The following is a 25,308-nucleotide window of genomic DNA, read 5'->3' on the forward strand; positions in this document are numbered from 1 at the left end:
CGGCCTCCCAGCGGCGTCACGCACCGCAGCTGTCGTCGCCTGATCTTTCCAACGCAAGGCCAACCGCGCCCGCGCCTCGCAATGGGCATCCGCCATCGCCGCTGCCCATGCTTCTATCTCGTTCCTCGTTCCTCGTTCCTCGTTCCTCGTTCCTCGCTCCTCTCGCACCGCACCGCCCCCGCACCACCCCCGCACCACCCCAACACAGCGTTGACCCCACGGCGCCCACCACCGGCGCACGCTGCGGGACAATGGGCGACGCTGCCGCTGTCCAAGATGCTCTCGCCATGACCTTGTTCGACCCCCGCCATGTCCGTTGCGCCACCGCGCGCGCGGCGTCCACCTACGATGACGCCGCCGTGCTCCAGCACGAGGTGGAAAAGCGCCTGCTGGAATCGCTGGAGTACCTGGCCGATCGCGTGCCGCAGGTGGCCCTGGACGTCGGCAGCGGGCCGGCCCACGCCGCCGCCGCCATGCGCAAGCGCTGGCCCAAGGCGCAGGTGCTCGCGCTGGACATGTCCTTGCCGATGCTGCGCCAGGCCAGGAAGCAGTCCGGCTGGTGGAAGCCCTTCGGCCGCGTGTGCGCCGATGCGCAGGCGCTGCCGCTGCTGGACAACAGCGTCGATGTGATCTTCAGCAACCTGTGCCTGCAATGGGTCGAGGACCTGCCGGCGGTGTTCGCCGGCTTCCGTCGCGTGCTCAAGCCCGGCGGATTGCTGCTGTGCTCCACCTTCGGCCCGGAGACCTTGGTGGAACTGCGCGAGGCCTTCGCGGGCGATGCCGCCCCGCACGTCAGCCCGTTCGCGCCGATCGCCTCCTTCGGCGATGCGCTGATGCGCGCCGGCTTTCGCGACCCGGTGCTGGACCGCGACCGCCTGACCCTGACCTATCCCGATCTGCCCGCCCTGATGCGCGAGCTACGCGCCATCGGCGCCACCAATGCCCTGCAGGCCCGTCGCCGAACCCTCACCGGGCGCGCGCGGTTCGCCGCGGCCACCCAGGCTTATGAGGCAGAGCGCCGCAGCGACGGCACCCTGCCCAGCACCTGGGAGGTGATCTACGCCCACGCCTGGGCGCCCGAAGGCGGCGCGCCGATCCGCGAGGGCGGCCGCGATATCGCCTCGGTCCCGATCGCGGGCATCCCTATCAGGAGAAAGAAGGAGTGAGCGGAGAGGAGTGAGGAGTGAGTAAAGGCGAGGAGTGAGCGGGGAGGAGTGAGGAGTGAGTAAGAGCAAGGGGTGAGTCGCGAGAAGTGGCATGCGCACCTTGCACCGCTTTTGCGCTTGTCTCACTCCTCACTCCTCACTCCTCTGCGCTCACTCCTCGCTTCCCCCTACCTGCGCGATCCAATCCTCAAGGTTGTAATAGTTGGTCACGCGCGCGATGCGACCGTCGCGGAGATCGAAGAACGCCCCGCCCGGCAGCACATAGGTCTGGCCGCGCGCTTCGGGCAGGCCCTGGTCGGTGTGGTGGTAGGTACCGTGCACGACGTACTCGGCCGCCGCATGGGTGCCGTCGGCCGAGGCGATGATGCGGATCTCGCGCAGCTGCTCGCTGTAGCTGGCATTCATGCGCGCCAGGAACGCGGCGAAGGTGTCGCGACCGGTTTCGCGCGGGCCCTGGTTGAGGTCGTGGGCCACATCGTCCGTCAGCAGCGCCAGCATGGCTTCCCACTGTCCGGCGTTGAAGGCTTGGTAGTAGCGGTCGATCAGGTCGAGCGTGTCGTGCATGGCAGTCATGGGGGTACCGTCATGGGTGGGGAAAGCGAAAGGGGTTCACAACAAGGATTCGGCCAGGTCCCGGTGGAAGAAGTACACCTCCTGCACCAGGAATTTCCAGCGCGTGTTCCAGGTGCGGAACGCGCTGGTGGGCGTGGCCGACACGCGCGCCTGGATGCCGCTCTGCCGCGCCAGGCGCATGGCCCGCGCCATGTGCAGCGGGTCGCTGACCAGGATGGCGCTGTGCAGCCCGTTGGCCTGCATCACCAATGCGGCCTGCTGCATGTTCTGCTGGGTGGTGCGCGAGACCGTCTCGATCAGGATGTCGCCCTCGGGCACGCCCTGCCGTAGCGCGTAGCGGCGCGCCACCTGCGATTCGGCAAAGCGCGCGCCGGTGCCGAAGCCGCCGGTGAACAGCAGCTTGGGCGCCAGCCCGCGGCGATAGAGGTCGATGCCGTGACGCAGCCGCTCCTCCAGCACCGGGGAGGGCTTGGCGTCGTAGGCGGCCGCGCCGAGCACGATGATCACGTCCGAGGCAGCGGCATCATCGCGCGCGCCGGTCCACTCGATATAGCCGGCCACGCCGACCAGCCACAGCAGCACCAGCACGAGCAGGCGCAAGCACCAGCCCCAGAAGCCGGTGCGCTGGCGCCGGCGCCGGCTCATGCGGCGGCCAGCCAGGGCAGGGCCGCCAGGTCGACGTTGCCGCCGCTGAGGATGACCCCGACTCGCTTGCCGGCCAGCGCCTCCCGGCGCGACAGCAGCGCCGCCAGGGCGATGGCCGAGGAGGGCTCCACCACCTGCTTGAGCACCTGCCACAGCAACTGCATGGCGGCGATGGTGTCGGCGTCCTCGACCGTGACCGCCTGCGCGCGATGGGCCAGCAGCAGCGCAAGATTGGGCGCGCCGAGCTTGCCACGCAGGCCGTCGCAGACCGTGTCCGGGACGATGTCGGTGCGCAGCGCGCCGGCGGCCAGCGAGGCGGCGCCATCGGCGGCCCCGGCCGGCTCGGCCAGCCACAGTTCGGCCTGCGGCGCGCGCCCGTGCAGGGCCAGGGCGGTACCGGCACCCAGCCCGCCGCCGCCCAGCGGGGCGATGACCACGTCCAGCCCGCCGCTCTGGGCCAGCAGCTCCAGGGTGGCCGTGCCCTGGCCGGCGATGACCCGGGCGTCGGCGTAGGGGTGGACCAGTTCGGCGCCGGTCTCGGCCTGGACCTGGGCGCACATGGCCTCGCGGGCCTCGATGCTGGGCGCGCACAAGTGCAGCACCGCGCCCTGGCGTTCGATCGAGGCGCGCTTGGCGGCCACGGCGTTGTCCGGGACGATCACATGGCAAGGGATGCCGCGCGTGCGCGCGGCCAGGGCCAGGGCCGCGCCATGGTTGCCGGAAGAATGCGTCACCACGCCCCGGGCGGCGGTGGCCGCCTGCAGCGACCACACTGCGTTGCAAGCGCCGCGGAACTTGAAGGCGCCCACCCGCTGCAGATGCTCGGCCTTGAAGAACAGCCGCGCGCCAGTGAGCGCATCCAGGGTGCGGCTGGTCAGGACAGGCGTGAGCTGGGCGTGCGGCGCGATCCGGGCGGCGGCGTCGATGACGTCGTCGAACGTGGGGAGCTGGCTGGGCATGCCGAAAAGATTAACCCATCGTCACGGCGGTCCAGCGCCGCTGCGTGTCAAAGTGCGGCCCTGGGATCGCGCGCCTGAGGCCGGCCCGCACGGGGCGCGGAAAGCCCTGGAAATTAAGGACGGATTCAATGCGGCGTGCCCAGACTCCAACTTCCATACGGTGCCGACCGGGGGGTCCACCATGAAGCTTCGCTCGCTCCTGCTTGTCGCCGTGGCCGCGCTCCCGCTGTCGGGCTGCGCCACCTACGACTACGCCGGCGGCGGTGGCGCCGGCGGCTACTACCGCGGCGCGCCGTCGGTGCGCTACTACGATCCCTACGGCTACCCGGCTTACGGCTACGGTTACTACGGCGGTGGCTACTACGGCGGCTACGGCGGCTATGGCCGCTGGAGCGGCTATCCCTACTACGGCGGGGGTGGCTATTACCCGTATCCGGTCTACCCGGTGCGTCCGCGGCCGCCACGCCCGGAAGGCCCGCGTCCGCCGGACCGCCCGCCATCGCAGCGCCCGCCGCGCGGCGACAACGCGCCGCCGTGGCGCAACCCGCCGACCAATGTCGGCCGCCCGTCCAGGCCGCCGCGGGACGACGCCCGCCCGCCACGTCCTGCCGGTGCACCGGCGATGCGCCCGGCGCCTGCGGCGCGCCCGCCCCGGCCGGTCAGCGCGCCACGGCCGGTGACTCCGAGAAGCCCGTCGCAGAATCCGCCGTGGAGGCGTCAGGCCGAGCCTTGAGCGCTTGCTTTAACGCCAGCCGCCACGCAAGCTTGCGCGACTTGACCGGTTGCGTCGTTTTCTGACGTCTCCTTAAGTCAAAGCGTTCCATGTCGACGTCCGGTGGACACTCTGGATCCCCCCTGTTCCGGCCCTGCCGGACGTCGGCGCCTAAACACCACAACGCCCGGTCCTGCCGGGCGTTGTGCTTTGTGGGATTCGTGGGGGCTGACGCGTCGTTCGGGGGGGGGGGGCGCGGCCACGCACCGTTCGCAGTGCGACCGGCGTGGCCCATCGCGCATAAAAGTTGGGGCCGGCAGTCCCCCGACTACCGGCCCCGGGCGTCCCCGACGTGCGCAGCGGCTGGCCCCTGTTCCAATTCCAGCCTAGGCGCCCCTGATGTCGCGTGCCACTTCGGGTGCCATTGGGGAATCGCAGAATCCGTGCCAACTGCAACCGCCCGCCTGGGCGCACGCGGTCGGTGTGCGCAAAGCATGAGAAAATCCACGCCATGAACGCCTCCTCCCTGTTCCAAGACGACCAGCGCTACGAGGTCATCGTGATCGGCGGCGGCCACGCCGGCACCGAGGCGGCGCTGGCGTCGGCCCGCGCCGGGGCGCGCACGCTGCTGCTGACCCACAACATCGAGACCGTGGGCGCGATGAGCTGCAACCCCGCCATCGGCGGTATCGGCAAGGGCCACCTGGTCAAGGAGATCGACGCCCTGGGCGGGGCCATGGGCCGCGCGGCGGACCTGGCCGGCATCCAGTGGCGCACCCTCAACGCCTCCAAGGGCCCGGCCGTGCGCGCCACGCGCTGCCAGGCCGACCGCAACCTCTACCGCATGGCGATCCGCCGCATGGTCGAGGCCCAGCCCGGGCTGACCGTGTTCCAGGCGGCGGTGGACGATCTGGTGATCGAACATGACGTGGTGCGCGGAGTTGTGACGCAGACCGGCCTGCGCTTCGATGCGGGCGCCATTGTTTTGACGGCGGGCACCTTCCTGGCCGGCAAGATCCATATCGGCCAGACCCAGTACGCCGCCGGGCGCATGGGCGACCCGCCAGCCAGCACCCTGGCCGCGCGCCTGCGCGAGCGCCCCTTCGGCATCGACCGCCTCAAGACCGGCACCCCCCCGCGCATCGACGGCCGCTCGCTGGACTATGCAGCGATGGAGGAGCAGCCGGGCGATACGCCGATGCCGGTGATGTCCTTCCTGGGGCAGGTCGCCGACCACCCGCGCCAGGTCAGCTGCTGGATCACCCACACCACCGAGCACACGCACGAGATCATCCGCGCCGCCCTGCATCGCTCGCCGCTGTACAGCGGCCAGATCGAGGGCATCGGCCCGCGCTACTGCCCTTCGATCGAGGACAAGGTGGTGCGCTTTGCCGAGAAGGCCAGCCACCAGATCTTCGTCGAGCCCGAGGGCCTGGACGTGGCGGAGATCTACCCTAACGGCATCTCCACCTCGCTGCCATTCGACGTGCAGCTGGCGCTGGTGCGCTCGATCCGCGGTTTCGAGCGGGCGCACATCACCCGCCCGGGCTATGCGATCGAGTACGACTTCTTCGACCCGCGCGGGCTGAAGACCTCGCTGGAGACCAAGCTGGTGTCGGGCCTGTTCTTCGCCGGCCAGATCAACGGCACCACCGGGTATGAGGAAGCGGGCGCGCAGGGCCTGCTGGCCGGGCTCAATGCGGCGCGCTTCACGCGCGAGCTTCAGCCCTGGTCGCCGCGTCGCGACGAGGCCTACCTGGGCGTGCTGGTGGACGACCTGATCACCCACGGCACCACCGAGCCCTATCGCATGTTCACCAGCCGCGCCGAATACCGGCTGCAGCTGCGCGAGGACAATGCCGATGCGCGGCTGACGCCCGTCGGGCGCGGGCTGGGCCTGGTGGATGACACGCGCTGGGCGCGCTTCGAGGCCAAGCGCGAAGCCGTGGCCCAGGAAACCCAGCGCCTGCGCGCGCTGTGGGCCACGCCGGCCAACGCACTGGGCCGTGAGCTGGAAGCCGCGCTCGGCGTGGCCGTCAGCCGCGAGACCAACGCGCTGGACCTGATCAAGCGCCCGGAACTGGATTACGCCGCATTGATGCAGGTGCAGGGCATCGGCCCGGGCGTGGACGATGCCCAGGTGGCCGAGCAGGTGGAGATCGGCGTGAAGTACGCCGGCTACCTGGACCGCCAGCGCGTGGAGATCGAACGCCAGCAGCGCAACGAAGGCACCGCGATCCCCGAGGGCTTCGACTACGCCAGCGTACGTGGCCTGTCGGCCGAAGTGCAGCAGAAACTGGAGCGCGTGCGCCCGCAGACCGTCGGCCAGGCCCAGCGCATCCCGGGCATGACCCCGGCTGCCATCTCCCTGCTGCTAGTGCACCTGGAACGCGCGCGGCGCGGGCAGAGCCAGGTGGCTTGAGCGCCACGATCCAGAAGGGACTGGATGGGCTGTCTGCCTTGTTCCGCATTCGATGACCGACGGCGATCCGAACCTGGCGTCCGGCGCCAGCTCCGATGCGGCCGCCACAGCGCGGCCGGCGTAGCCTCAGCGGACTTGCGGCCGCGCGATGAACTCGGTGATGGCGGCCATCCAGGCGTCGTGGGTGTTCTCCACATGGGCGACGTGGTCGGACTTGGGCAGGGTGACCCAGCGCTTGTCTTCGCTGCCCAGGCGCAGGAACAGCCGCGCGTACTTGTCCTGGGTGTTGTACCCATCTTGGGCGCCGCGGATCAGCAGCGTCGGCGCCTGCACCGTCTCCGGGGTGAAGACGAACTGCGAAGCGCTGCGCCAGTCGTTGCGGATTGGGTCGCTGGCCAGGGCCTGTGCCACGTAGGCATCGCGCAGCTGCGGGGTGAACGCGCTTTCGACCACGAAGTCCTCACCGGCGGCCTGCGCGGTGGTCTTGGCGCGCGGCGGCTGCGCGGGCGTGGGCTGGTCCTTGGGCGGGGCGTCGACATCGGCGGCGAAGCCGTACAGCACCAGCGCGGACATGGCCTGCGGCGCGCGCTGGGCGGTAAGCAACGCGACCGCCGCACCCTGCGAATAGCCCACCAGCGCCGGTGCCGGCAAGCCCGGGTGCTGGCGCTGGATCCACTGCAGCACCTGGGCCACGTCGGCCGATGCGCGATCGGGCGTGATCCAGCCGCTGGCATCGCGCGGCGAATCGCCATAGCCGCGCAGGTCCACCGCATAGGCGGCATAGCCGCGCTCGGCGAAGTCCTTCAGGACCGAGCGGTCGCCCTCGGGGGTTTGCAGGTCGAAGTTCGGACGCGCGCTCCAGGTGCGGCCATGCACCAGCAGCACGGTGCGCGTGGGCTGGGCGGCACTGCGCGACCACAGCGCCAGCGGCAGGCCGTCATCGGTGACGACCGTGGCGTGGGTGGCCGGCGGCAGCGCCGGCGCGGGCTTGCGCGCCAGCACGGGGGAAGCGGTGAGTGCCAGCAGCAGCGACAACGCGAACAGACGGATGGCTTTCATCTTGTGGGGCTCTGGGACAAGGGGGAGGGCAAACCTGGGATTCAGCGAGGTCTCGACAGGATCAGCGGGCCGATGGAGGCATGACCGCTGCCTCGTATTTCGCACACCGGCGCGATCAGCGCCAGCGTTCTTCGGACCACGTCCTGGCTGGTGCCAGGAGAGCTGGCACGCGCGCTTGTCTGGGCAGTGCCCGCGCTCACCCCGACGGCCTGCGCTGGACGCGTGGAAGTCGCCTGCTCAGCAGGGATCAGGCGTGGGCCGCGTGCAGCGTGTCGAGAATGCCACGCAGCGCCCCCACCTCGATCTGCCCCGGTGCCGACGCCTTGCCGAGCATGCCGAAGGTCAAGGCCTGGCCGAAGGTCTCCCCCGCCAGGCGCGAGACCACGCCCATCGGCCCCATCGACATGGTCAGCAGCGGGCGGTCGCTGGTCTGGCGTAGCTGCCAGGTTGCCTCGAGCAGCTTGAGCACATCGCCCGGGCTCTGCGGCATCACCGCGATCTTCAGCACGTCCGCGCCCAGCGCCTGCTGCTGGCGCAGGCGGGCCACGATCTCGGTCGTGTCGGGCGTGGCATGGAAGTCGTGGTTGGACATCACCACATAGGCACCGGCCGCGTGCGCAGCGGCGACGATGGCCTCCACCACCGCCCGGTCGCGGAACATCTCCACGTCGTACAGATCCGCCGCCCGGGCCTGGATCAGCGCGGTATAGAGCGCGCCGTAGTCGGCATCGGCGATCGCCTTGCTGCCGCCCTCGGCGCTGGTGCGAAAGGTGGCAAGTATTGGCTTGCCGCCCGCAGCCGCGGCGATCTGCGGGGCCAGCGCGACCAGGGCCCTGGCATCGCTGGCGATATCCAGGCAATCCAGGCGCCACTCCACCACGTCGGTATCGGCGCTGGCACCGATGCGCTGGGCCTGCGCCAGCGCCTCCTCCGCAGTGGCGCCGGTGATTGGCACGATGGTCTTGGGCGCACCGGGTCCGATCTCCAGCCCCTTGATGGCAATGGTGCGGATGGCGGGCAGGGCGGAAGGCTGGCTCATGTCGGCAGTACTGGGAGCAGGAGTGGCGCAAGTCATCAGGGCGATGACCGACACCATGGGGCTACTAGGGTAGTACGGCGCAGCTTCGTCTGAAGCTTTCCGAAAACCGCGGTCAGAGTGCAGTTCCCACTGCCTCTCTTGTAGAGACGCTTCTGCCCCCGCTCTCCGGGCGTTGAGAAAGCGGACTTAGGCTTTCCGCCTTCTAGTCCGCTGAAGGCTCAGTGGAGGGGCGACATGGCGGACCGTGTCTGTGCGATCGGCCATGCCATCGGGTCAGTGTTCCCAAGGCGTACTGATGCAAACCACGGTTGCGCGCCATAAGTCGCAGGCTCTTCCTTGACCGAATGGCGCACGGGCCGCTGCGGCAGCGTCTGGGCATCGATTTCGCTCAGGATGTCATCCACCTCTTCGGCGCGGTCGAAGATGGTGTAGCCCAGCATCGACAAGGTGCCCTTAGCGAACTCGGCCGTCGCGTCGGCATACACCGCATCGCCAAAGGCCTTGATGCTGGCGACCAGCAGCTTGAGCTTGTCGAACTGGTCCAGGGTGACACCGAGGACAAGGTGCTCGGCGTCGGCTTGCATGGCGTACGTGTGCACAGGGGCGTCGTCTTTCTCGTCAATGTCATCGCTGATCGTTTCGTCGTTGTCTTCGCCGTCCGCCTCGAGCTTGTCGCTCGACGCTTGGAGCGGCTGCGCTCGTTTCAGCTTGGGCACTGCTTGGAGCACCAGATCCAGCAGCCCGGCCAGCTGCTCCAGGCAGAACTTCAACTCCGCCATGTCCATGGCAGGTGCCGCTTCCTGCGTTTCATCCGCGCTGCGCGACGTCGCCAGCCGTGCCAGGAAGTGGATGTGGTGCCTGATCTGCGTCAGCAATCGCTGACTGTCCTCGGGCAGGTAGTAGCCCGTCATCTCCTTATCGTCGAACGCATGCTCTGACATCGTCGCCTCTCCTTCTCACCATGAAGTGACCGCCCGCCGTGATCGGCGGACGGGAAGTCGGGAGGCTAGAAACCGCGAGTAGCCGGCGGGCGTATTCCCCTTGCGGGTGTTGTATTAGCCGCCCTCCCGACGCAGGCAGCGCGTCGGTCGTCCCTGCAAGCGTGCAGGAACAAAAAACCCACCGGTTTGACGGAGGTGGGTGCCGCTACTCGAGGAGTTTCTAGGCTCCTTGATGAGGAGATTGCTATTGCGAGGTGTCAGTGTCAACTGCTAAAGGAAGCCACTTGAACTTTTACCGATGGACGGAGAGTTCTAATCGACTCCGCCCCCTGTTTCCCTTCGCCGTTCGCACCGATCACCCTGGCGTGGGTCCCCGCTACATTGCGGGCTATCCGCTAGATATGTTGCGAGAAACCTTAGAACGAGTCCGGTCTGCCGATAAACGCATCGAGAAAATCTTTGGTCGCGAAGATGTCGTGGACATCACCCCCGACATCATCGGCCAACTTGTAGGACAGGGTTGGGAAGAAGCGACTCTGCTGGAAGCAGTTCGGGCGGGAGCGCAGTATTCGCCCTCGCGAAACACGGTGTTGTATCCGGCGGTTTTTGGAGAAGAGGAATAGGTGAGGGTCTAGCCCTGATCACATAGCTGGCGCCCATTCCATTTGTGGACGCTTCGAAAAAAGCAGAGCCCCCTTCGGGGGCTCTTATCGGGTCGTTTTTCTTCTAAGCCGCCTTGCGGCGGTGAACGAGGGAACACTCCCGCGATCGCGGGGAAGGACCCGATAAGCGGAGGGTAGAGCAGCCAGTCCAACTGTCAAGCTGGTGAAGCAAGATGGCGCCGCTCGGGTTAGCCAAACCCCTTCTCGTAGCGAAACTCTCCGAGCAGCCTCCGCATGAGATCCCCATCAAGCTGTTCAAACTCGAGAACGAGTTCCTCGCCAGGTGCCCGCGGCTTCGCTGGACCATCATGCGGTGCGTTCTTGGTGTGTCCCCGGACCCGCTCACCGTTCGACTTGATATAGGGGAGGACGACAATTCGGCCGAAGTTCGCCGAATGTATCTTGCCTTCGAACCAGATTGCTTCGTCATCCTCGCTGTCTGCGCTTCCACTGCGCTCCTTCACTTGCCAGCCAATACCGCCTTGTTCATACCAGAATACGTAGCTGCCCCAAACTACGGCAGGTTTGCCGCGTGTTAGTGCGTCTGCCAAGAGTTGCTGCACACCACGCATCGTGAGGATGCGACTGGCCTCGGGAAGCAGCATCTGCCTGATCGCCGCCTTCGTTCTTCCGTAGTGATCGAACTCGTTCAGGCCGAACCCGTTTGCAATCGGGGCTCGGCGAGCACCTCTGAGGCCCTTGCGACTAGCGAGAAAAGACTTGGACCAAGAGCCACCATCGCGCCGTATAGCCATGCGTCTGCGTCGCCCATCGCCAAATGCGATTGAGCGAATATAAGGATGCTGAGTGAGTGCCGTTTCGATTTCTATACGGTAGGTTTCGTCATCCGGATGCAGTCGAGCGGGCAGCATGGCGACAGGAGTCTCAGACAACCCACGGGCTCGCCCAATTGCCAGCATTAGTTCTTCTTCTTGCTGCAAGCGTTGGTGCGACTGCCGAGCTTTTTGAGCTCGAAGTTGAAGAGAAAGGCGGCGTTCGGCGTCAGGCTCATTGGCGAGTTCCTGATCAAAAAATGCATTGAGTTCATGTTCGCGCGCCTGCGCCTCCTCCCGTGTAGAAAAAGCCCTGGCAGGAATATTGGGTGTGTCGTTCGGGTGGTGTCGCCGCCAAGATGGAGGCGATCCACCTTTCGCGACAAGGACTTGAACGAACCAAAAGTTGTAATAAGGATCGAGCTCAGTTCGAGCACTAATATATCTGGAAGTCATAGAGACCTAGATGCTTCGCATTCAAGGACAAGGATGCTGCGCATGCAGGTGGCAATTTTGGTTCTTGCTCTGGCAAGTAGCCTTTTGCGCAGCAAGGATTGAAGTCAGTTAGGCTTGGCAGCCGCCTGCGCGATCACGGTCAGAATGAAGCGCTCGGCATGATTCACTGCTGATCGTCTGGCGAAGAAGAATTGCGTGAGGACAATGCCTACAAATACAAACCACGATAGGGCGCTTGGCATTTGGTAGATGCCAAGCGCTCCCAGCGCAATCAAGAGCAGCACGCAAATTGAAGCGTAGTCGCGAGCAAACAGCCAATGTCTGTTGAGGTGGTTAACAGCCTCCGTTCCCTGTTCTTGTTGATAGATGCGATACCACAGCGCGTTCTGTTGTTGGGCGCCCTTTGGGAGCGGCGACCACTTGGCCCGCACAGCTTTCATGTCTATCCGTGGATCTTTGGCGACGTAGTGCGAGAAGGCACGGCATCCAGGCAATGGATCACGCCACCGAAGAAAAACGATACGTGCCTTCTGCAGGTAGGTCAGCTGGGAGTTCAAGATTCCACACAACGCTACTGCGAGACCACCCGGGAGAAGTGCACTGAGATGGGCCGTAGCAGTCTCCATCTTGAACTCGGAGAAGCTGAGACCCTTTACGAGCGCGTAGTAGAGCGCAAGGTTCGCCGCGAGAGCCGCGAACAGCTGCATACGATATGAATCTTTCAGCGATCGGGCCATTTGAAGAGGGTCACGAGTCAGAAGCAGGCTGAGCGAGCTCAGGAACGAAGGGAGTGAGTTCGTCGCGATTGAGAAGGACGACTTGCTGTTCATTTGCTGAGAGCCGGTCAGTCGATCTATGCAAGCCAAGCCGGCGCAGTAGGTAATAGGAAAGGCACTGACGCGTCTCGATCGCAAGCTGGCCATCGACCATTCCGTAATCGAGTTCAATTGCTTTCTTCGGTCCGGGTGGCAGGCCTGGATTTGGACCGATCACGATCGTCAGAATGCGATCCCACTCCTGATCTATCTCTGGGATTGGCTGTGGCGGATGCGGGCCGGCGTGCTCAAGGATGCGCGCAAAAACAAAGTCGCAAAAGCGCTCTCTCTTGTGACAGTAGGCACGGACATGCCAGCGGTAGCCGTCATAAGCGAGTGCGCGAGGACTGATCGCGCGAAGGCTCGGCTCCGGTCTGCTCATGGATTGATAATTGATCTCCAGCGTAGAGCCGGAATGGATCGCATGCAGCACTGACCGAAGCAACTCAGGCGACACCAATCTCGTCGGGTGCTTGACGATTGCCGTCGTCGGTGGTTCACCGAGGAAGCTGATGTCGGAAGGGATCGTACCGGTCGTCAATGCGTAAAGCTCGGCGAGGTATCGACCACTCGTCGGGTCGACGAAGATCGGCTTGAAGTGAGGCGTCGCGACATAGGCCTTCTCGGTCCGATCGTAGACGGTGTTGTGCTCCGCCCGCTTCTGATACTCGGTCAGATCAAGCGATGCCTGTGGCACCGATATGCCGAAGAAGTCGGTGAGCGACGACCGGTTCACCCGGCCGTTCCAATAGAGCCGCGAGTCGATGAATTCGAGACGGCGATCTTGGCCCCAGCGGCCGCGGCGCCTTTGGCCTGCAGAGTCCGTCATCTCAAGAGCCCGTGAGAATACGAATAGTGGACAAGCGCATATTGACTAGACCCGTCTAAAAGTTGTATTCATTCTACCACTGGCGGCCCGACGAACGGGGGACGCAATGGAAACAGGACACCTGAATGAACCCGACTCTCTCGTTCTTCCCGGTCGGCAATGGCGATATGGCCTTGGTGAAGCTGCTTGATGGCGCCACGATCCTGGTTGATTGCAACATCCGTAAGGCTGCCGATGACCCGGCGGACAAAGAGACCCGCGACGTTGCCAAAGACCTGCGTGCCCGGCTGCCCCGAGATTCAAGCGGTCGCCCCTACGTCGACGCCTTCCTCCTGAGCCATCCTGATAAGGACCACTGCTCTGGTCTTTGCACGCACTTCCATCTCGGGCCGTTGGAAGACTACGCCGACGATAAAAAGCCCGATGCTGAAAAGAAGATCGTGATCCGCGAGATGTGGTCCTCACCCATCGTCTTTCGACGTGCTCGAAAGATCCATCACGTCCTTTGCGATGACGCGAAGGCTTGGGCAACGGAGGCTCGGCGCCGGGTCAAGCACTTCCGCGACAAAGGCTGGGCGGGAGAGGGTGATCGCATCTTGATCCTCGGTGAAGACAAAGTCGGCAAGACCGATGGACTTGAAGCCATTCTTGTCAAGAGCGGTGAGAAGTTCGCCCGCCTCAACGGGATGCCAAACAGCTACTTCGAGGCACACCTTCTCGCCCCGAGCCTTGTGTGCGAGGACGACGAAGAGGTCGAACTCCGCGCAAAGAATCAGTCGAGTGTGATCCTGAACTTCGACATCGTAGCGACGCACGTCGGGATGAACCGCTATCGTTTCCTCACGGCTGGCGACGCGGAGGTGGCCATCTGGGAGCGGCTTTGGGAGCGCTACAAGGACGAGCCCGAGGTGCTCGAATACGATGTCCTCGAAACGCCACACCACTGCTCCTGGCGCGTTCTCTCGTGGGACAGCTGGTCAGATTGCGGCGAGGACGCCGAGGTGTCGGAAGCGGCGCGGTCGGCGCTCGGTCAGGCCCGGTATGGGGCAAAGATTATCGCGAGCTGCAAGCCCATCAAGGAAGGCGACGGCGACCCGCCGTGCACGCGTGCCAAGCGGGAATATGAGAGCATCCTTGATCCCGTCTATGGCAAGTTTCTCTGCACGGGCGAGACACCTTACACGTGGGCCCCGGCGCCGATTGACATCGACATCCTCGCAGCTGGGCCCAAGGTGCGCGTCGCCGAGGCGGCTACGGCCGCGGCCGCGACAGCTGCCGCGGCGGCGCCGCGGGCGGGGTGAATGATCGACTTCATCCAGTGGGGCGAGCGCATCGAGAGCATTCCCGACGAGCTGGCTAATCCACAACTACTCGGACTCCTTCGCGCTTGCCACGATCATCGCGATTTCCAGATCGTTGAGCTGCGGCGGATCTCCGGCGCGCATCCGCGCGCGGCTATCGTCGTTGAAGCGGGCGATGGCACGGTAGCGCCTCGGAATGAGGCCGGTATCTTGCCGCGCGAACGCCTCTGCCTGACATTTCTTCCTGGCGAGATTACGCCTGCCGAGGTGCGCGCACTACGAGCAGACTTTCCTGACGTCGTTCACCTCAATGGCGTCCACGACGGCGAACCGGCGTCGCTTTGCCTTTATGAGGACTGGGCATTTGAGGAGCGACGCTGGACGCCGCAGCGACATCTGTCCCGTATCCTATGGTGGCTGCGATGCACTGCGGATGGCACGCTCCACGCACAAGATCAAGCGCTCGAACAGCTGTTTTATTCCACCGGTCACACCGTAGTGCTTCCAGCGGAGTTCGAAGAGCGGACCGCAGATGAGCTGGGTGCTATCTACTTCCAGGCAGTGGAGCGACCTGATGGCAGGCTTTATCTCGTCGCAACGTCCACAAAGCCCAATAGGCAAGCCGCATCGATCCAACCGCTTGTGGTCGATCTTTCTGCTGTCGCGAACATTCCGATCCAGCGAGGGCCAAGGACATTAGGTGAACTGGACGATCACCTTGCGCGTATTGGCGTGGAGTTCCAAACATCCTTTGAGACTGCGTTCAAACGACAATTTCGCCTGAGCAGCCAAGGTCAAGGTGTTGACGGACAGATGTTGCTCATCGTGCGCATCCCGCGCACGCGCGATGGCAAGATCGAGCGCTTAGACTGTCGCGGCCTCCTCGTCGCCGAGAAGTTTGAGGATGTGGGGATCAAGCTCGGCACCCTATGCCGCCCGGTGCCTGGCGGTGCGGCATCTGTCGCTGACGACTTGGCCATCGGCGGTATGGCGCTCGCTCCGGAGACGGCATGGCGTTCGATCTCAGTGGGACTGGTTGATCTACGACACATGCCCAGCCGCGAGTTCGCTCGCATGCTGTCAGGACTACCCAGGGACGGAGCCGATTTCGCCGGAGTCTTAGCCGGGGTGGGCTCGCTTGGGAGCGCTCTCGCTGACATCTGGGCTCGGGAGGGATGGGGCCGTTGGGCCTTCATTGATCCTGATGAAGTGGCACCACATAACCTGGTTCGACATGCTGCGATGTCTGGTGCGATCGGGTTTCTGAAAGTCGAATGGGCACGAGCGCATGTTGCTCATGCGCTCGGGTATGACCGAGACGTCTCAACTGCAATTGCCGCGTCCGCAAATGACCTAGGGCGCGCTGATGTAGCAAGTGCGCTGGGTAATGCCCAGTTGCTCATCGATGCCTCAACGACGATCACCGTGCCACGCGACTGGTCGGAGAATGAACTGCCGCGAAGTGCGTCTGTCTTTTTCACCCACTCCGGCATGAGTGCGGTTCTGTTGCTAGAAGACCAAGCGCGCGACGTCAGGCTTTCTTCGCTGGAAGCGCAGTATTACCGCGCTATCCTCACCGAGCCTTGGGGTGCTGACCACCTCCAAAGACCGGGAAAGTTGCGTGTTGGAGCAGGCTGTCGCGACCATAGCCTTGTCTTGCCTTATGAACTCGTAAAGCTGCATGCAGCCCACCTTGCAAGACGTCTTCGCAAAGCTGTTGATTCTGAGCAGGGAGCCATCCAGGTCTGGACTTTGGACGACGACACAGGATCGATATCGGCAGTGTCCATAGAAGTTCAGCCTGTCAGGTCGATTTCTCGTGGCGACTGGGAGGTTCGTTGGGATGCTGGAGTTGAAGCAAAACTGCATGGCATGCGCGACGCGTGCTTGCCGTCCGAAACAGGGGGCGTGTTGCTGGGCACTATCGACCAGAAGTTGCGCACGATCAGCATCGTCGACGCTTCCGATGCGCCGCCTGATAGTTCCGCCGATGCCACCAGTTTCGTCCGTGGCGAGGGTGGTCAGGACATGGTGCTGCGGTGCGAAGAGCTGACTGGCGGCATGGTGAGCTATGTAGGGGAGTGGCACTCGCACCCCAACGGATACTCATCAGACCCGAGTTCCACAGACGTAGGTCTCTTGGCGACGCTTGCTGCCCGGTTAGCCGCAGACGGCATCCCCGCGTTGATGGTGATTGTGTCCGAACAAGGCGTGGGTGTATCGCTTGGGGAAGTTCGTGCGATCGACTGAAAAATATCTCTGCCTAAGAAGATGTAGCGCGGAGGATTTCACAGACATAGCGTCAAGCCGAATTGACAACGACTGCGCCCCGCTTAGTTTGGTGCACGAAGATAGCAACTAGCGAGCAATGGGATACCAACTTACCAGCGAAGCGCAGGAGAACGAGCATGCCATCTGGTTGCGCGCATATTTGCGCGCTCTTAACTCGATGGCGTGTGTAGAAGCAGCTATGCAGGCCGAGTCCGCCTTGCAGCGTTACCAAGCTCGATGGCGAACCCATGCTCGAGCGCCGATTGAGACGGATGCTGAGCGTTACGATAATTTTGTTCGCGCCGCTCAGATCGCTGCTGAGTCTCGGCGGCGCGGCTAGCGCCGCATTTTGAAGTGAGCCAGGAAGCCGACTGAACCGATCCGGGCCAGGGCGTCCATGGCGAGCGCGTGGTCCTCAGGCCCGTCGGTTTTCAGGAGGCCCGTTTGCAGGTCCAGCTCATACCGGCTCAGGCCGTTAGCCTGCACGCTGGCGAGGATTTCCTCAGGCTTTGGAGGTTTGGGCATTCCTTGCCAACCGAGCTGCTCGAAAAGTTGAGCATAGCGGGCGGCCAACCCAAGTGCTTGTTGCTGTGCGAGACGCGCATCTGTCGTGCACAAGGCGTGCTTGATGACTAAGCGCTTTGTCAGTGCTTGAAGTGAACGAGGCACACGCAGGCGGAAAACGGAACGGCCTGAGGGATTACGAACCAGGTTGTGGGGGAGTCGCATCGGGAGTGTCCCGATCTGTGTCCCACAAGCGATTCCGAATCCAAAAAAGTCGTTTAAAATCAATTTCTTATTAGATTCTGCGGAAAAAGGGTTCCGCTCCGCGCCGGTCAATAAAAGACAGGTAGCGGCAGGCACGCAGAACCGGAAGCAAGGGTCTGCGTGCAGTGCTCGATCTGCTGAGCTTCGAGCTTGACGTCGCGCGGAAGCTTTCCTGCATTCACGGCCTGAGCAAGGCACGCGCTCGGCTCCTAAGAGCAGAAGTCACCGACCCGACTTGAACCGCCTCCCGTTACATTACCCGCACCGGGAGGCGCGCGCGGTTACTTTCCCCGCGCGCGTGCAAACGCCGCAGCCAGCGCATTATCCGCCGGCGGCGCGGTCGGCTTGGGCGGGCGCGTGTTGCCGCCACCGCCACCGGGGCGCCCACTGCGGTCGTTGCCGCGCGCACCACGCTCCTCGCGCGGGCCGCTGGTGGCCGCGCCGGGCACGTCGTCCATGCGCCGGGTCAGGGCGATGCGCTTGCGGGCCACATCCACCTCCAGCACCTTGACCTTGACGATGTCGCCAGCCTTGACCACGTCGCGCGGGTCCTTGACGTAGGTGTCCGACAGCGCCGAGATGTGTACCAGGCCGTCCTGGTGCACGCCGATGTCCACGAAGGCGCCGAAGGCGGCGACGTTGCTCACCACGCCTTCCAGGATCATGCCTTCGCGCAGGTCCTTGATGTCCTCCACGCCCTCGGCGAAGCGTGCGGCCTTGAACTCCGGGCGCGGGTCGCGGCCGGGCTTTTCCAGTTCTTTGAGGATGTCGCGCACGGTGGGCAGGCCGAACTTGTCGTCGGTGAGCTGCTCGGCCTTGAGGCTGCGCAGGAAGGCCAGGTCGCCGATGATCTGCTTGACGCCCTTGCCCTGCGCCTGGCCGAGGATGCGCTCGACCACCGGATAGGCTTCCGGGTGCACCGAGGAGGCATCCAGCGGCTGCTCGCCGTCGCTGATGCGCAGGAAGCCGGCGCATTGCTCGAAAGTCTTCTCGCCCAGGCGCGGCACCTTCAGCAGCGCCTTGCGCGAGGGGAAGGGGCCGTTCTGGTCGCGGTAGCTGACGATGTTGTCGGCCACCGTGGAGGACAGGCCCGAGACCCGCGTCAGCAGCGCGGCCGAGGCGGTGTTCACATCCACGCCCACGGCGTTTACGCAGTCCTCCACCTTGGCATCCAGCGCGCGCGCCAGGCGGAACTGGTCCACGTCGTGCTGGTACTGGCCCACGCCGATGGCCTTGGGCTCGATCTTCACCAGCTCGGCCAGCGGGTCCTGCAGGCGGCGGGCAATGGAGACCGCGCCGCGGATGGACACGTCCAGATTGGGAAACTCCTTGGCTGCGGTCTCCGAGGCCGAGTACACCGAGGCGCCGGCCTCGCTGACCACGATCTTCTGCAGCTTGGGGTTGTTGCAGGCCTTGATGACCTCACCGGCCAGCTTGTCGGTCTCGCGGCTGGCGGTGCCGTTGCCGATGGCGATCAGCGCCACGTCGTGCTGCTGGCACAGGCGCTTGAGGGTCTGCAGGGACTGCTCCCACTGGCGCTTGGGTTCGTGCGGATAAATCGTGTCGGTGGCCACCAGCTTGCCGGTGGCATCGACCACGGCGATCTTGCAGCCAGTGCGGATGCCCGGGTCCAGGCCCAGGACGGTCTTGGGGCCGGCCGGGGCGGCCAGCAGCAGGTCCTTGAGGTTGTCGCCGAAGACATTGATCGCTTCGCCTTCGGCTTTCTCGCGCGCCTGGTTGAACAGGTCCAGCATCAGGTGCAGGTGCAGCTTGGCGCGCCAGGTCAGGCGGCAGGCCTGGCTCAGCCAGGCATCGGCCGGGCGGCCCTGCGGGCGGATGCCGGCGGCCAGGGCGATGCGGCCCTCGGCGTAGGCGTTGCCGGCATCGATGTCGCTGCCCGGGTCGAGCTCGAGTTGGATGAACTCCTCGCGGCGCGCGCGGAACAGCGCCAGCAGGCGATGCGAAGGAATCCTGGACAGCGCCTCGCTGTGGTCGAAGTAGTCGCGGTACTTGGCACCGGCTTCTTCCTTGCCTTCGATGACCTTGGCGCGGATCACGCCTTCGCGCTCCAGCCAGCTGCGCAGCTCGCCCAGCAGCGCGGCGTCTTCGCCCCAGCGCTCCATCAGGATCGCGCGCGCGCCTTCCAGGGCAGCCTTGGCATCGGCCACGCCCTTGTCGGCATCGACGAAGTCGGCGGCGAAGGTGTCCGGCACGCGGGTGGGGTCTTGCAGCAGGCCATCGGCCAGCGGCTCCAGCCCGGCCTCGCGGGCGATCTGCGCGCGGGTGCGGCGCTTGGGCTTGTAGGGCAGGTACAGATCCTCCAGCCGCGACTTGCTGTCGGCGGCGAGGAGGTCGTTGCGCAGCTCATCGGTGAGCTTGCCCTGTTCCTCGATGCTGGACAGGATCGCCGCGCGCCGGTCTTCCAGCTCGCGCAGGTAGACCAGGCGCGTTTCCAGGTTGCGCAGCTGGGTATCGTCCAGGCCGCCGGTGACCTCCTTGCGGTAGCGCGCGATGAACGGCACGGTCGCACCCTCGTCCAGCAGCGCGATGGCGGCCTGCGCCTGTGCGGCTTGTGCGCCGATCTCCTCGGCAATGGTCTGGGCGATCTGGCGCGCGAGCGCTGCGGAGAGTTCTGCCATGCGTGGGTTCAACTGGACGACGGGGCCGGCGATTGTGGCCCCGTTGCCCGGGTGATCCAAGGCGTTGACAAGGCGCGCCTTGCAGGGTTGCCAGCGCGGCGCCTTACCCCTGCTGGCAGGCCCGCGCCGAAGCGAGCCCCTGCGGCAGCAGGCGCACGCCCAGGCCGGCCAGGGCCGCCAGCGTGGCCACGCCGGCCACGCCCATCCAGCCGAAACGCGCCAGGGCCAGTGCGCCCAGCGCCGCACCGGCGGCCATGCCGACAAACACGCCGGTGAACAGCACCGCGTTGAGACGGCTGCGCGCGGCCGGGTCCAGGCCATAGACGATGCTCTGGTGCGCGATCAGGCTGGCCTGCACGCCCAGGTCGAAGCCGATCGTCACCACCACCAGCAGGATCAGCTGCGCCTGCGGCGCCAGCCACGGCATCAGCGCCAGCGCCGCGAAGGACGCAGCGGCCAGCGCGGCGCCGGCACGGGCCACGTAGCCAGGCCCGTGGCGGTCGGCGATACGCCCGGCCAACGGCGCGGCGATGGCGCCCACCGCGCCGGCCAGGCCGAAGGCGCCGGCCACCGCGCTGCCCAGCTGCAGCGGCGGCTGCGCCAGCATCACCGCCAGGGTCGACCAGAACGCGCTGAAGCCCACCGACAGCAGCGCCTGCGCCACCACCGCCCGGCGCAGGGCCGGATGCTGCCGCCACAGCGTCCCCAGCGAGCGCAGCAGCGCGCCGTAGCCCAGCTGGGTGGTGGCGGCAAACGCCGGCAGCCGGCGCCAGGACGCCAGCCCGACCGCCACCACCGCGGCGGTGGCCAGCAGGTAGACCGCACGCCAGCCGAACTGCCCGGCGATCAGGCCGCTGGCCACGCGCGAGAGCAGGATGCCCAGCAGCAGTCCGGTCATCACCGTGCCGACGATGCGCCCGCGCTGCGCGGCCGGCGCCAGCGTGGCCGCGGCGGGGACGAAATCCTGCGCCAGCGTGGCCACCAGCCCGGTCGCCAGCCCGGCGGCCAGCAGCCAGGACAAGCCGGTGGCCAGGGCGCTGCCCAGCATCGCCAGGGCCAGCAGTACGGACTTGACCAGGATCACCCGGCGGCGGTCGTAGCGGTCGCCCAGGGGTGCCAGCAGGGCGATGCCCAGCGCGTAGCCCAGCTGGTTGAGCATCGGCAGCATGCCGGCGGCCGAGGCCGGCACGTGCAGGTCGCGCGCCAGTACCTCCAGCATGGGCTGGCTGTAGTACAGCGAGGCGACCGAGACGCCGGCGCCGGTGGCCAGCAGCAGCACCAGCGCGCGGGACAGGCCGGTTGGAGCGGCCGTGGCTTCATGCATCTTGGACATGACGGGAACAGGGAGAGGGAGGAGGGCGCCAGTCTCTGCCGCATCGGACCGCCGTGGTAGCCTCGCGACCCGGACAAGCTTCATACGCCATATGCATGCAAGAGCCGTCGTTGTCCTTCGATCGCATCGTCCTGTTGCAGACCTTCGTGCGCATCGTCGAGGCCGGCAGCCTGTCGGCCGCCGCCGTCGGGCTCGGCACCAGCCAGCCCACCGTCAGCCGCCGGCTCAAGGCCTTGGAGGCGTTGTTCGGCCTGCGCCTGCTGCGCCGCTCCACCCATGCCATGACCCTGACCGAGGACGGCCGGCGCTGCTACGAACAGGCCACCGACCTGCTGGCGCGCTGGCAGCAGATGGAGGCCGGCCTGCGCGGGGCGGAGGATGAGCCGGAAGGCCTGCTGCGGGTGGTGGTGCCGCATGCCTTTGGCCAGTCGCAGCTGTTGGAACCGCTGCTGGAATACCTGCAGGCCTACCCGCGCGTGTCGGTGGAGTGGCTGCTGCACGACCGCAGCCCGGATTTCATCGCCGAGGGCATCGACTGCGCCATCCGCGTCGGCACACTGGAGGACGACGGCGTGGTGGCCACCCAGATCGGCCAGGTGCCGCGCATCGTGGTGGCCGCGCCGGCCCTGCTGGAGGGGCGGCCGCTGCCGCAGTCGCCTGAGGCGCTGGCCGAGTTGCCATGGCTGGCGATCAAGACCTTCTACCGCGACGAGGTGGTGCTGCATCACACCGGCGATGGCCGGCCGGTGCGCTTTGCGATCCGCCCGCGCCTGAGCACCGACAGCCTGTATCCGCTGCGCGAGGCGGCGCTGTCCGGCCTGGGCGCGGCGCTGGTCTCGGCCTGGGTGGTACGTGAGGACATCGCACAGGGGCGGCTGCTGCATCTGCTGCCGGCCTGGCGGCCCACGCCGCTGCCGGCCTTCGTGGTCTACCCGCATGCGCGCTACCAGCCGGCCAAGCTGCGCCGCTTCATCGAGCTGATGCGCGCGTCCAACGCGATGTTCCAGCTGCCGGAGCCGTAAGCCCGGCGCCTCAGGCGTGGCGGCGGCTGGGCAGGAAGGCGGCCACGATCCCCAGCAGAGGCAGGAAGGAAATCATCTGGTACACGCGGAAGATGCCGGTGTGGTCGGCCATCACGCCCAGCACCGCCGCGCCCAGCCCGCCCATGCCGAAGGCGAACCCGAAGAACAGGCCCGACACCGTGCCGATGCGGTTGGGCATCAGCTCCTGCGCGTAGACCAGGATGGCCGAGAACGCCGAGGACAGCACGAAGCCGATGAGCATGGTCAGCACCGTGGTCCAGCCCAGGTCGGCGTAGGGCAGCACCAGCGCGAACGGTGCCACGCCCAGGATCGAAGCCCAGATCACCGGCTTGCGGCCGATGCGGTCGCCGACCGGTCCACCGATCAGCGTGCCGGCCGCCGAGGCCAGCAGGAAACCGAACAGATGCAGCTGCGCGCTCTGCACCGAGACCTGGAACTTCTGGATCAGATAGAACGTGTAGTAGCTGCTCAGGCCGGCGATGTAGAAGTACTTGCTGAAGATCAGCACCAGCAGGATCGCGATCACCCAGGCCACGGTCCGCGGCGGCAAAGCTGCGGCCTGGCGGTGCGTGGTGGCCGGCTTGGTGGCGGCGCTTGCTGTCAGATGCTGCTGGTACCAGCGGCCGACGTAGCTCAGCAAGCCGATGCCCAGCAGCGCCGCGCCGGCGAACCAGGCCACGCTGGTGCGGCCGTTGGGCACGATGACCGCCGCGGCGATCAGCGGCCCGATCGCCGTGCCGGTGTTGCCACCGACCTGGAACACCGACTGCGACAATCCATGACGGCCACCGGAGGCCAGCCGCGCGATGCGCGAGGATTCGGGATGGAAGATCGCCGAACCGATGCCGACCAGCATCGCCGCGCACAGCACCATGGCGAAGTTGGGCGCATAGGCCAGCAACAGCAACCCGCACAGTGTGGAGCCCATGCCGAACGGCAGTGAATAGGGCGCGGGCCTGCGATCGGTGCGCAGGCCGATCAAGGGCTGGAACAGCGAGGCGGTCAGCTGATAGGTCAGGGTGATCAGGCCGACCTGGGCGAAGCTGAGCTGGAACTGGCCTTTCAGGATCGGATACAGCGCCAGGATCAGCGACTGCATCATGTCGTTGACCAGGTGGGAGCCGGTGATGGCGGCCAGGATGCCGACCGCGACGGGGCGGCGGGTGGTGGCGGCAGCCTGGGAGGAGAGCGTGGCGGTGGACATGATGGGTGCGGGCCAGGCGCGCGGACTGCGCGGACGCGGCGCATGGTAGGGTGCGCGGCGCCGCCCTTCCTGCGCGATCTGGTCATGGCCTCTTCCAAAAAGGACATTCCGCGGGCCGACGGCGCCCAGTCCGGGCGAAAGCGACCCGTGGCCGAAGCGCCCGGCACGGCGGTCTATTGCCGCGCCCGCGACTACCCGCGCGATACCCAGATCCCCTTGCACCACCATCCCGACCGGCATCAGCTGGTCTACGCCGAGACCGGCGTGCTGGTGGTCACGGCCGGCCATGGCCGCTGGGTCGTGCCCAGCACCCGCGCAATCTGGATGCCGGCCGGCATGGGGCACGCCGTCAATTGCATCGGCCAGGTGCGCATGCGCAGCCTGTACATCCTGCCGCAGGCCATCGCCCGTCCGCCGGCCGAAGCCTCCGCCGTCTCGGTCACGCCGCTGCTGGCCGCCTTGATCCACGATGCGGCCCAGGTGGCGCAGCCCTACGCGCAGGATTCGCGCGATGGCCGGCTGATGCGGCTGATCCTGGACGAACTGCAGACCCTGCCGGTACTGCCGCTGCACCTGCCCGAGCCGCGCGATGCACGGCTGCGCAGGATCGGACAGCGCCTGCAATCGCACCCGCACGATGCCTCCACGCTGCAGGACTGGGCGGGGCGTTTGAAGATCGATGTCAAGACCATCCAGCGCCTGTGCGCGCGCGAACTGGGCATGACCTTCGGCCAGTGGCGCCAGCAGGCGCGGCTGCTGCGCGCGCTGGAACGCCTGGCCGTGGGCGAGAAGGTGATCGACGTGGCGCTGGCGCTGGGCTATGACAGTCCCAGCGCATTCGCGACGATGTTCAAGCGTCGCTTCGGGCAGACGCCGAGCCAGTTCTTTCGCTGAAGCGTGCGCACGCGTGCATCAGGATCTCACCGTGGATGACAGCCCCGTCACTTTCGAAGGGCTAGCGTGATGCGCTTTCCAAAGCGGGACGTGTCACATGATCAAGTGGGCCATCATCTTCGCCATCATTGGCGTCATCGCCGGCGTGCTGGGCTTCGGCGGGATCGCAGGCGGTGCCTTCGCCATCGCCAAGTTCCTGTTCTGGGCCTTCATCGCCATCGCCGTGATCCTGTTCCTGCTGGGCGTGACGGTGTTCAAGAAGGTCACCTAGCGCTTCGCCTTGTCTTCCCCCTGCGCAGCAGGGGGAGGCTGCAGGACTCACGCCTCCGCACGCCGATCATTCGCCCGGCGGTTGCATGAACTCGATCGTGATGTGATCGGGGCCGGAGACGTAGGCCGCCAGGATCCCCTTGCGTGGCCCGCCTGGGATGGGCTGGGGGCTGCCTTTGGCTTCCCACCCTGCGCCCTCCACGCGCGCGATGGCGGCGTGGATGTCCTCCACGGTCAAAGCCAGGTGTGCGGCACCGATCGCACCGGCGCTCTCCGGCGCGGCCCCATGCTGGCGACCCTTGGAATACTCCAGCAGTTCGACCACGAAGCCGTCCGGGGCCTGACGATGGCCGCCCGCACCTTCGGATCATCGACACCTGTCACCTGATACAGGAAATCGCCTCCCATCTCCGAGTGCCGTTGCAGCGTGAAACCCAGCGCCTGGGTCCAGAAGCGGATGGAGTCGTCCAATGAGGGCACGGCAAAGCCCGCGTGATCCACAGCAGTGACAGGCGTGGTCTTGGTCATGGCCGA

General features: G+C 66.0%; 22 protein-coding genes and 1 pseudogene. 9 read left to right on the plus strand and 14 right to left on the minus strand.

All coding sequences use genetic code 11. From position 1 onward, the window contains the following. Positions 1–287 precede the first annotated feature (287 nt). Complete coding sequence (gene bioC, locus EPA99_RS06755; RefSeq protein ID WP_129470458.1) at positions 288–1,166, plus strand: malonyl-ACP O-methyltransferase BioC; 879 nt, start codon at positions 288–290, stop codon at positions 1,164–1,166. 150 nt (positions 1,167–1,316) lie between these two features. On the opposite strand, the gene EPA99_RS06760 is transcribed toward bioC, so the two are convergent. From EPA99_RS06760 to EPA99_RS06770, 3 genes are read right to left on the minus strand one after another with little or no spacing between them, the layout of a single operon-like run. Further along, positions 1,317–1,739: a ketosteroid isomerase-related protein gene (locus EPA99_RS06760; protein ID WP_241688301.1), complete on the minus strand. Its 423-nt coding sequence runs from the start codon at positions 1,737–1,739 to the stop codon at positions 1,317–1,319. A 36-nt stretch (positions 1,740–1,775) separates the two neighbouring features. Further along, positions 1,776–2,384 carry a YdcF family protein gene (locus tag EPA99_RS06765; RefSeq protein ID WP_129470459.1) on the minus strand — a complete coding sequence of 203 codons (609 nt, stop codon included), beginning with the start codon at positions 2,382–2,384 and terminating at the stop codon, positions 1,776–1,778. Continuing rightward, positions 2,381–3,343, minus strand: a complete 963-nt coding sequence (locus tag EPA99_RS06770; RefSeq protein WP_129470460.1) for a pyridoxal-phosphate dependent enzyme — start codon at positions 3,341–3,343, stop codon at positions 2,381–2,383. Before EPA99_RS06770 ends, EPA99_RS06765 begins: the two co-directional genes overlap by 4 nt. Before the next feature lie 181 nt (positions 3,344–3,524). Between EPA99_RS06770 and EPA99_RS06775 the strand changes: the two genes are divergently transcribed. Beyond that, on the plus strand, positions 3,525–4,076 hold the full coding sequence (locus EPA99_RS06775; protein WP_206733711.1) for a hypothetical protein: 552 nt from the start codon (positions 3,525–3,527) through the stop codon (positions 4,074–4,076). Positions 4,077–4,566: 490 nt separating this feature from the next. Beyond that, a complete protein-coding gene (gene mnmG, locus EPA99_RS06780; RefSeq protein WP_129470461.1) occupies positions 4,567–6,477 on the plus strand; it encodes a tRNA uridine-5-carboxymethylaminomethyl(34) synthesis enzyme MnmG in 1,911 nt (636 codons plus the stop codon). Between the two features lie 126 nt (positions 6,478–6,603). Here mnmG and EPA99_RS06785 read toward each other — a convergent pair whose 3' ends face one another. The 3 genes from EPA99_RS06785 to EPA99_RS06795 all read right to left on the minus strand — a co-directional run bounded on the left by EPA99_RS06785 (position 6,604) and on the right by EPA99_RS06795 (position 9,516). After that, entirely contained in the window at positions 6,604–7,536 is a 933-nt protein-coding gene (locus tag EPA99_RS06785; protein WP_129470462.1) for an alpha/beta hydrolase, read from the minus strand. A 247-nt stretch (positions 7,537–7,783) separates the two neighbouring features. Further along, the gene (gene aroD / locus EPA99_RS06790; protein WP_241688302.1) at positions 7,784–8,575 is read right to left on the minus strand and encodes a type I 3-dehydroquinate dehydratase; all 792 of its coding nucleotides are present in this window, start codon (positions 8,573–8,575) and stop codon (positions 7,784–7,786) included. A 218-nt stretch (positions 8,576–8,793) separates the two neighbouring features. Further along, on the minus strand, positions 8,794–9,516 hold the full coding sequence (locus tag EPA99_RS06795) for an XAC0095 family protein (protein WP_129470463.1): 723 nt from the start codon (positions 9,514–9,516) through the stop codon (positions 8,794–8,796). A 365-nt stretch (positions 9,517–9,881) separates the two neighbouring features. Here EPA99_RS06795 and EPA99_RS06805 point away from each other — a divergent pair, with 365 nt between their 5' ends. Beyond that, entirely contained in the window at positions 9,882–10,139 is a 258-nt protein-coding gene (locus EPA99_RS06805) for a hypothetical protein (RefSeq protein ID WP_164978587.1), read from the plus strand. 227 nt (positions 10,140–10,366) lie between these two features. On the opposite strand, the gene EPA99_RS06810 is transcribed toward EPA99_RS06805, so the two are convergent. The 3 genes from EPA99_RS06810 to EPA99_RS06820 form a co-directional block, all read right to left on the minus strand. Continuing rightward, on the minus strand, positions 10,367–11,407 hold the full coding sequence (locus EPA99_RS06810) for a hypothetical protein (protein WP_129470465.1): 1,041 nt from the start codon (positions 11,405–11,407) through the stop codon (positions 10,367–10,369). A 104-nt stretch (positions 11,408–11,511) separates the two neighbouring features. Further along, positions 11,512–12,114, minus strand: coding sequence for a hypothetical protein (locus EPA99_RS06815; RefSeq protein ID WP_206733712.1), 603 nt, complete (start codon positions 12,112–12,114; stop codon positions 11,512–11,514). A gap of 40 nt (positions 12,115–12,154) precedes the next feature. Continuing rightward, on the minus strand, positions 12,155–13,051 hold the full coding sequence (locus EPA99_RS06820; RefSeq protein ID WP_129470467.1) for a BrxR family helix-turn-helix transcriptional regulator: 897 nt from the start codon (positions 13,049–13,051) through the stop codon (positions 12,155–12,157). Positions 13,052–13,176: 125 nt separating this feature from the next. On the opposite strand from EPA99_RS06820, the gene mblB reads away from it, so the two are divergent. After that, the gene (gene mblB / locus EPA99_RS06825; protein ID WP_129470468.1) at positions 13,177–14,352 is read left to right on the plus strand and encodes an anti-phage 6A-MBL system MBL-fold protein; all 1,176 of its coding nucleotides are present in this window, start codon (positions 13,177–13,179) and stop codon (positions 14,350–14,352) included. Then, positions 14,353–16,602 (plus strand): anti-phage 6A-MBL system cap2_3 protein, encoded by a 2,250-nt coding sequence (cap2-3, locus tag EPA99_RS06830; RefSeq protein ID WP_129470469.1) that lies wholly within the window; start codon positions 14,353–14,355, stop codon positions 16,600–16,602. A gap of 357 nt (positions 16,603–16,959) precedes the next feature. Here cap2-3 and EPA99_RS06835 read toward each other — a convergent pair whose 3' ends face one another. From EPA99_RS06835 to EPA99_RS06845, 3 genes are all read right to left on the minus strand, one after another. Beyond that, complete coding sequence (locus EPA99_RS06835; protein WP_129470470.1) at positions 16,960–17,487, minus strand: DUF6538 domain-containing protein; 528 nt, start codon at positions 17,485–17,487, stop codon at positions 16,960–16,962. Positions 17,488–17,672: 185 nt separating this feature from the next. Further along, the gene (locus tag EPA99_RS06840) at positions 17,673–20,030 is read right to left on the minus strand and encodes a Tex family protein (RefSeq protein WP_129470471.1); all 2,358 of its coding nucleotides are present in this window, start codon (positions 20,028–20,030) and stop codon (positions 17,673–17,675) included. A gap of 103 nt (positions 20,031–20,133) precedes the next feature. Next, entirely contained in the window at positions 20,134–21,363 is a 1,230-nt protein-coding gene (locus EPA99_RS06845) for an MFS transporter (protein ID WP_241688303.1), read from the minus strand. Positions 21,364–21,458: 95 nt separating this feature from the next. Here EPA99_RS06845 and EPA99_RS06850 point away from each other — a divergent pair, with 95 nt between their 5' ends. Beyond that, positions 21,459–22,385, plus strand: coding sequence for a LysR family transcriptional regulator (locus tag EPA99_RS06850; RefSeq protein WP_129470472.1), 927 nt, complete (start codon positions 21,459–21,461; stop codon positions 22,383–22,385). Between the two features lie 10 nt (positions 22,386–22,395). Here EPA99_RS06850 and EPA99_RS06855 read toward each other — a convergent pair whose 3' ends face one another. Further along, positions 22,396–23,610, minus strand: coding sequence for an MFS transporter (locus EPA99_RS06855; protein ID WP_129470473.1), 1,215 nt, complete (start codon positions 23,608–23,610; stop codon positions 22,396–22,398). Positions 23,611–23,694: 84 nt separating this feature from the next. Here EPA99_RS06855 and EPA99_RS06860 point away from each other — a divergent pair, with 84 nt between their 5' ends. Beyond that, the gene (locus tag EPA99_RS06860) at positions 23,695–24,504 is read left to right on the plus strand and encodes an AraC family transcriptional regulator (RefSeq protein ID WP_129470474.1); all 810 of its coding nucleotides are present in this window, start codon (positions 23,695–23,697) and stop codon (positions 24,502–24,504) included. A gap of 97 nt (positions 24,505–24,601) precedes the next feature. Continuing rightward, a complete protein-coding gene (locus tag EPA99_RS06865; protein ID WP_129470475.1) occupies positions 24,602–24,775 on the plus strand; it encodes a DUF1328 family protein in 174 nt (57 codons plus the stop codon). 66 nt (positions 24,776–24,841) lie between these two features. On the opposite strand, the pseudogene EPA99_RS06870 reads toward EPA99_RS06865, so the two are convergent. Further along, positions 24,842–25,302: pseudogene (locus EPA99_RS06870) on the minus strand (VOC family protein). Positions 25,303–25,308: the final 6 nt, after the last annotated feature.

The sequence above is a fragment of the Pseudoxanthomonas composti genome (genome assembly GCF_004122095.1).
Lineage (GTDB): Bacteria > Pseudomonadota > Gammaproteobacteria > Xanthomonadales > Xanthomonadaceae > Pseudoxanthomonas_A > Pseudoxanthomonas_A composti.

Excerpts from the sequence above, each read along its gene's own strand:
- EPA99_RS06810 (WP_129470465.1), bottom strand. The coding sequence starts at position 11,407 with ATGACTTCCAGATATATTAGTGCTCGAACTGAGCTCGATCCTTATTAC.
- EPA99_RS06760 (WP_241688301.1), bottom strand. The coding sequence starts at position 1,739 with ATGACTGCCATGCACGACACGCTCGACCTGATCGACCGCTACTACCAA.
- EPA99_RS06840 (WP_129470471.1), bottom strand. The coding sequence starts at position 20,030 with ATGGCAGAACTCTCCGCAGCGCTCGCGCGCCAGATCGCCCAGACCATT.
- cap2-3 (WP_129470469.1), top strand. The coding sequence starts at position 14,353 with ATGATCGACTTCATCCAGTGGGGCGAGCGCATCGAGAGCATTCCCGAC.
- EPA99_RS06855 (WP_129470473.1), bottom strand. The coding sequence starts at position 23,610 with ATGTCCACCGCCACGCTCTCCTCCCAGGCTGCCGCCACCACCCGCCGC.
- bioC (WP_129470458.1), top strand. The coding sequence starts at position 288 with ATGACCTTGTTCGACCCCCGCCATGTCCGTTGCGCCACCGCGCGCGCG.
- EPA99_RS06845 (WP_241688303.1), bottom strand. The coding sequence starts at position 21,363 with ATGTCCAAGATGCATGAAGCCACGGCCGCTCCAACCGGCCTGTCCCGC.
- EPA99_RS06765 (WP_129470459.1), bottom strand. The coding sequence starts at position 2,384 with ATGAGCCGGCGCCGGCGCCAGCGCACCGGCTTCTGGGGCTGGTGCTTG.
- mnmG (WP_129470461.1), top strand. The coding sequence starts at position 4,567 with ATGAACGCCTCCTCCCTGTTCCAAGACGACCAGCGCTACGAGGTCATC.
- EPA99_RS06850 (WP_129470472.1), top strand. The coding sequence starts at position 21,459 with ATGCAAGAGCCGTCGTTGTCCTTCGATCGCATCGTCCTGTTGCAGACC.
- EPA99_RS06785 (WP_129470462.1), bottom strand. The coding sequence starts at position 7,536 with ATGAAAGCCATCCGTCTGTTCGCGTTGTCGCTGCTGCTGGCACTCACC.
- EPA99_RS06775 (WP_206733711.1), top strand. The coding sequence starts at position 3,525 with ATGAAGCTTCGCTCGCTCCTGCTTGTCGCCGTGGCCGCGCTCCCGCTG.
- EPA99_RS06820 (WP_129470467.1), bottom strand. The coding sequence starts at position 13,051 with ATGACGGACTCTGCAGGCCAAAGGCGCCGCGGCCGCTGGGGCCAAGAT.
- EPA99_RS06770 (WP_129470460.1), bottom strand. The coding sequence starts at position 3,343 with ATGCCCAGCCAGCTCCCCACGTTCGACGACGTCATCGACGCCGCCGCC.
- EPA99_RS06795 (WP_129470463.1), bottom strand. The coding sequence starts at position 9,516 with ATGTCAGAGCATGCGTTCGACGATAAGGAGATGACGGGCTACTACCTG.
- aroD (WP_241688302.1), bottom strand. The coding sequence starts at position 8,575 with ATGAGCCAGCCTTCCGCCCTGCCCGCCATCCGCACCATTGCCATCAAG.
- EPA99_RS06860 (WP_129470474.1), top strand. The coding sequence starts at position 23,695 with ATGGCCTCTTCCAAAAAGGACATTCCGCGGGCCGACGGCGCCCAGTCC.
- EPA99_RS06815 (WP_206733712.1), bottom strand. The coding sequence starts at position 12,114 with ATGCAGCTGTTCGCGGCTCTCGCGGCGAACCTTGCGCTCTACTACGCG.
- mblB (WP_129470468.1), top strand. The coding sequence starts at position 13,177 with ATGAACCCGACTCTCTCGTTCTTCCCGGTCGGCAATGGCGATATGGCC.
- EPA99_RS06865 (WP_129470475.1), top strand. The coding sequence starts at position 24,602 with ATGATCAAGTGGGCCATCATCTTCGCCATCATTGGCGTCATCGCCGGC.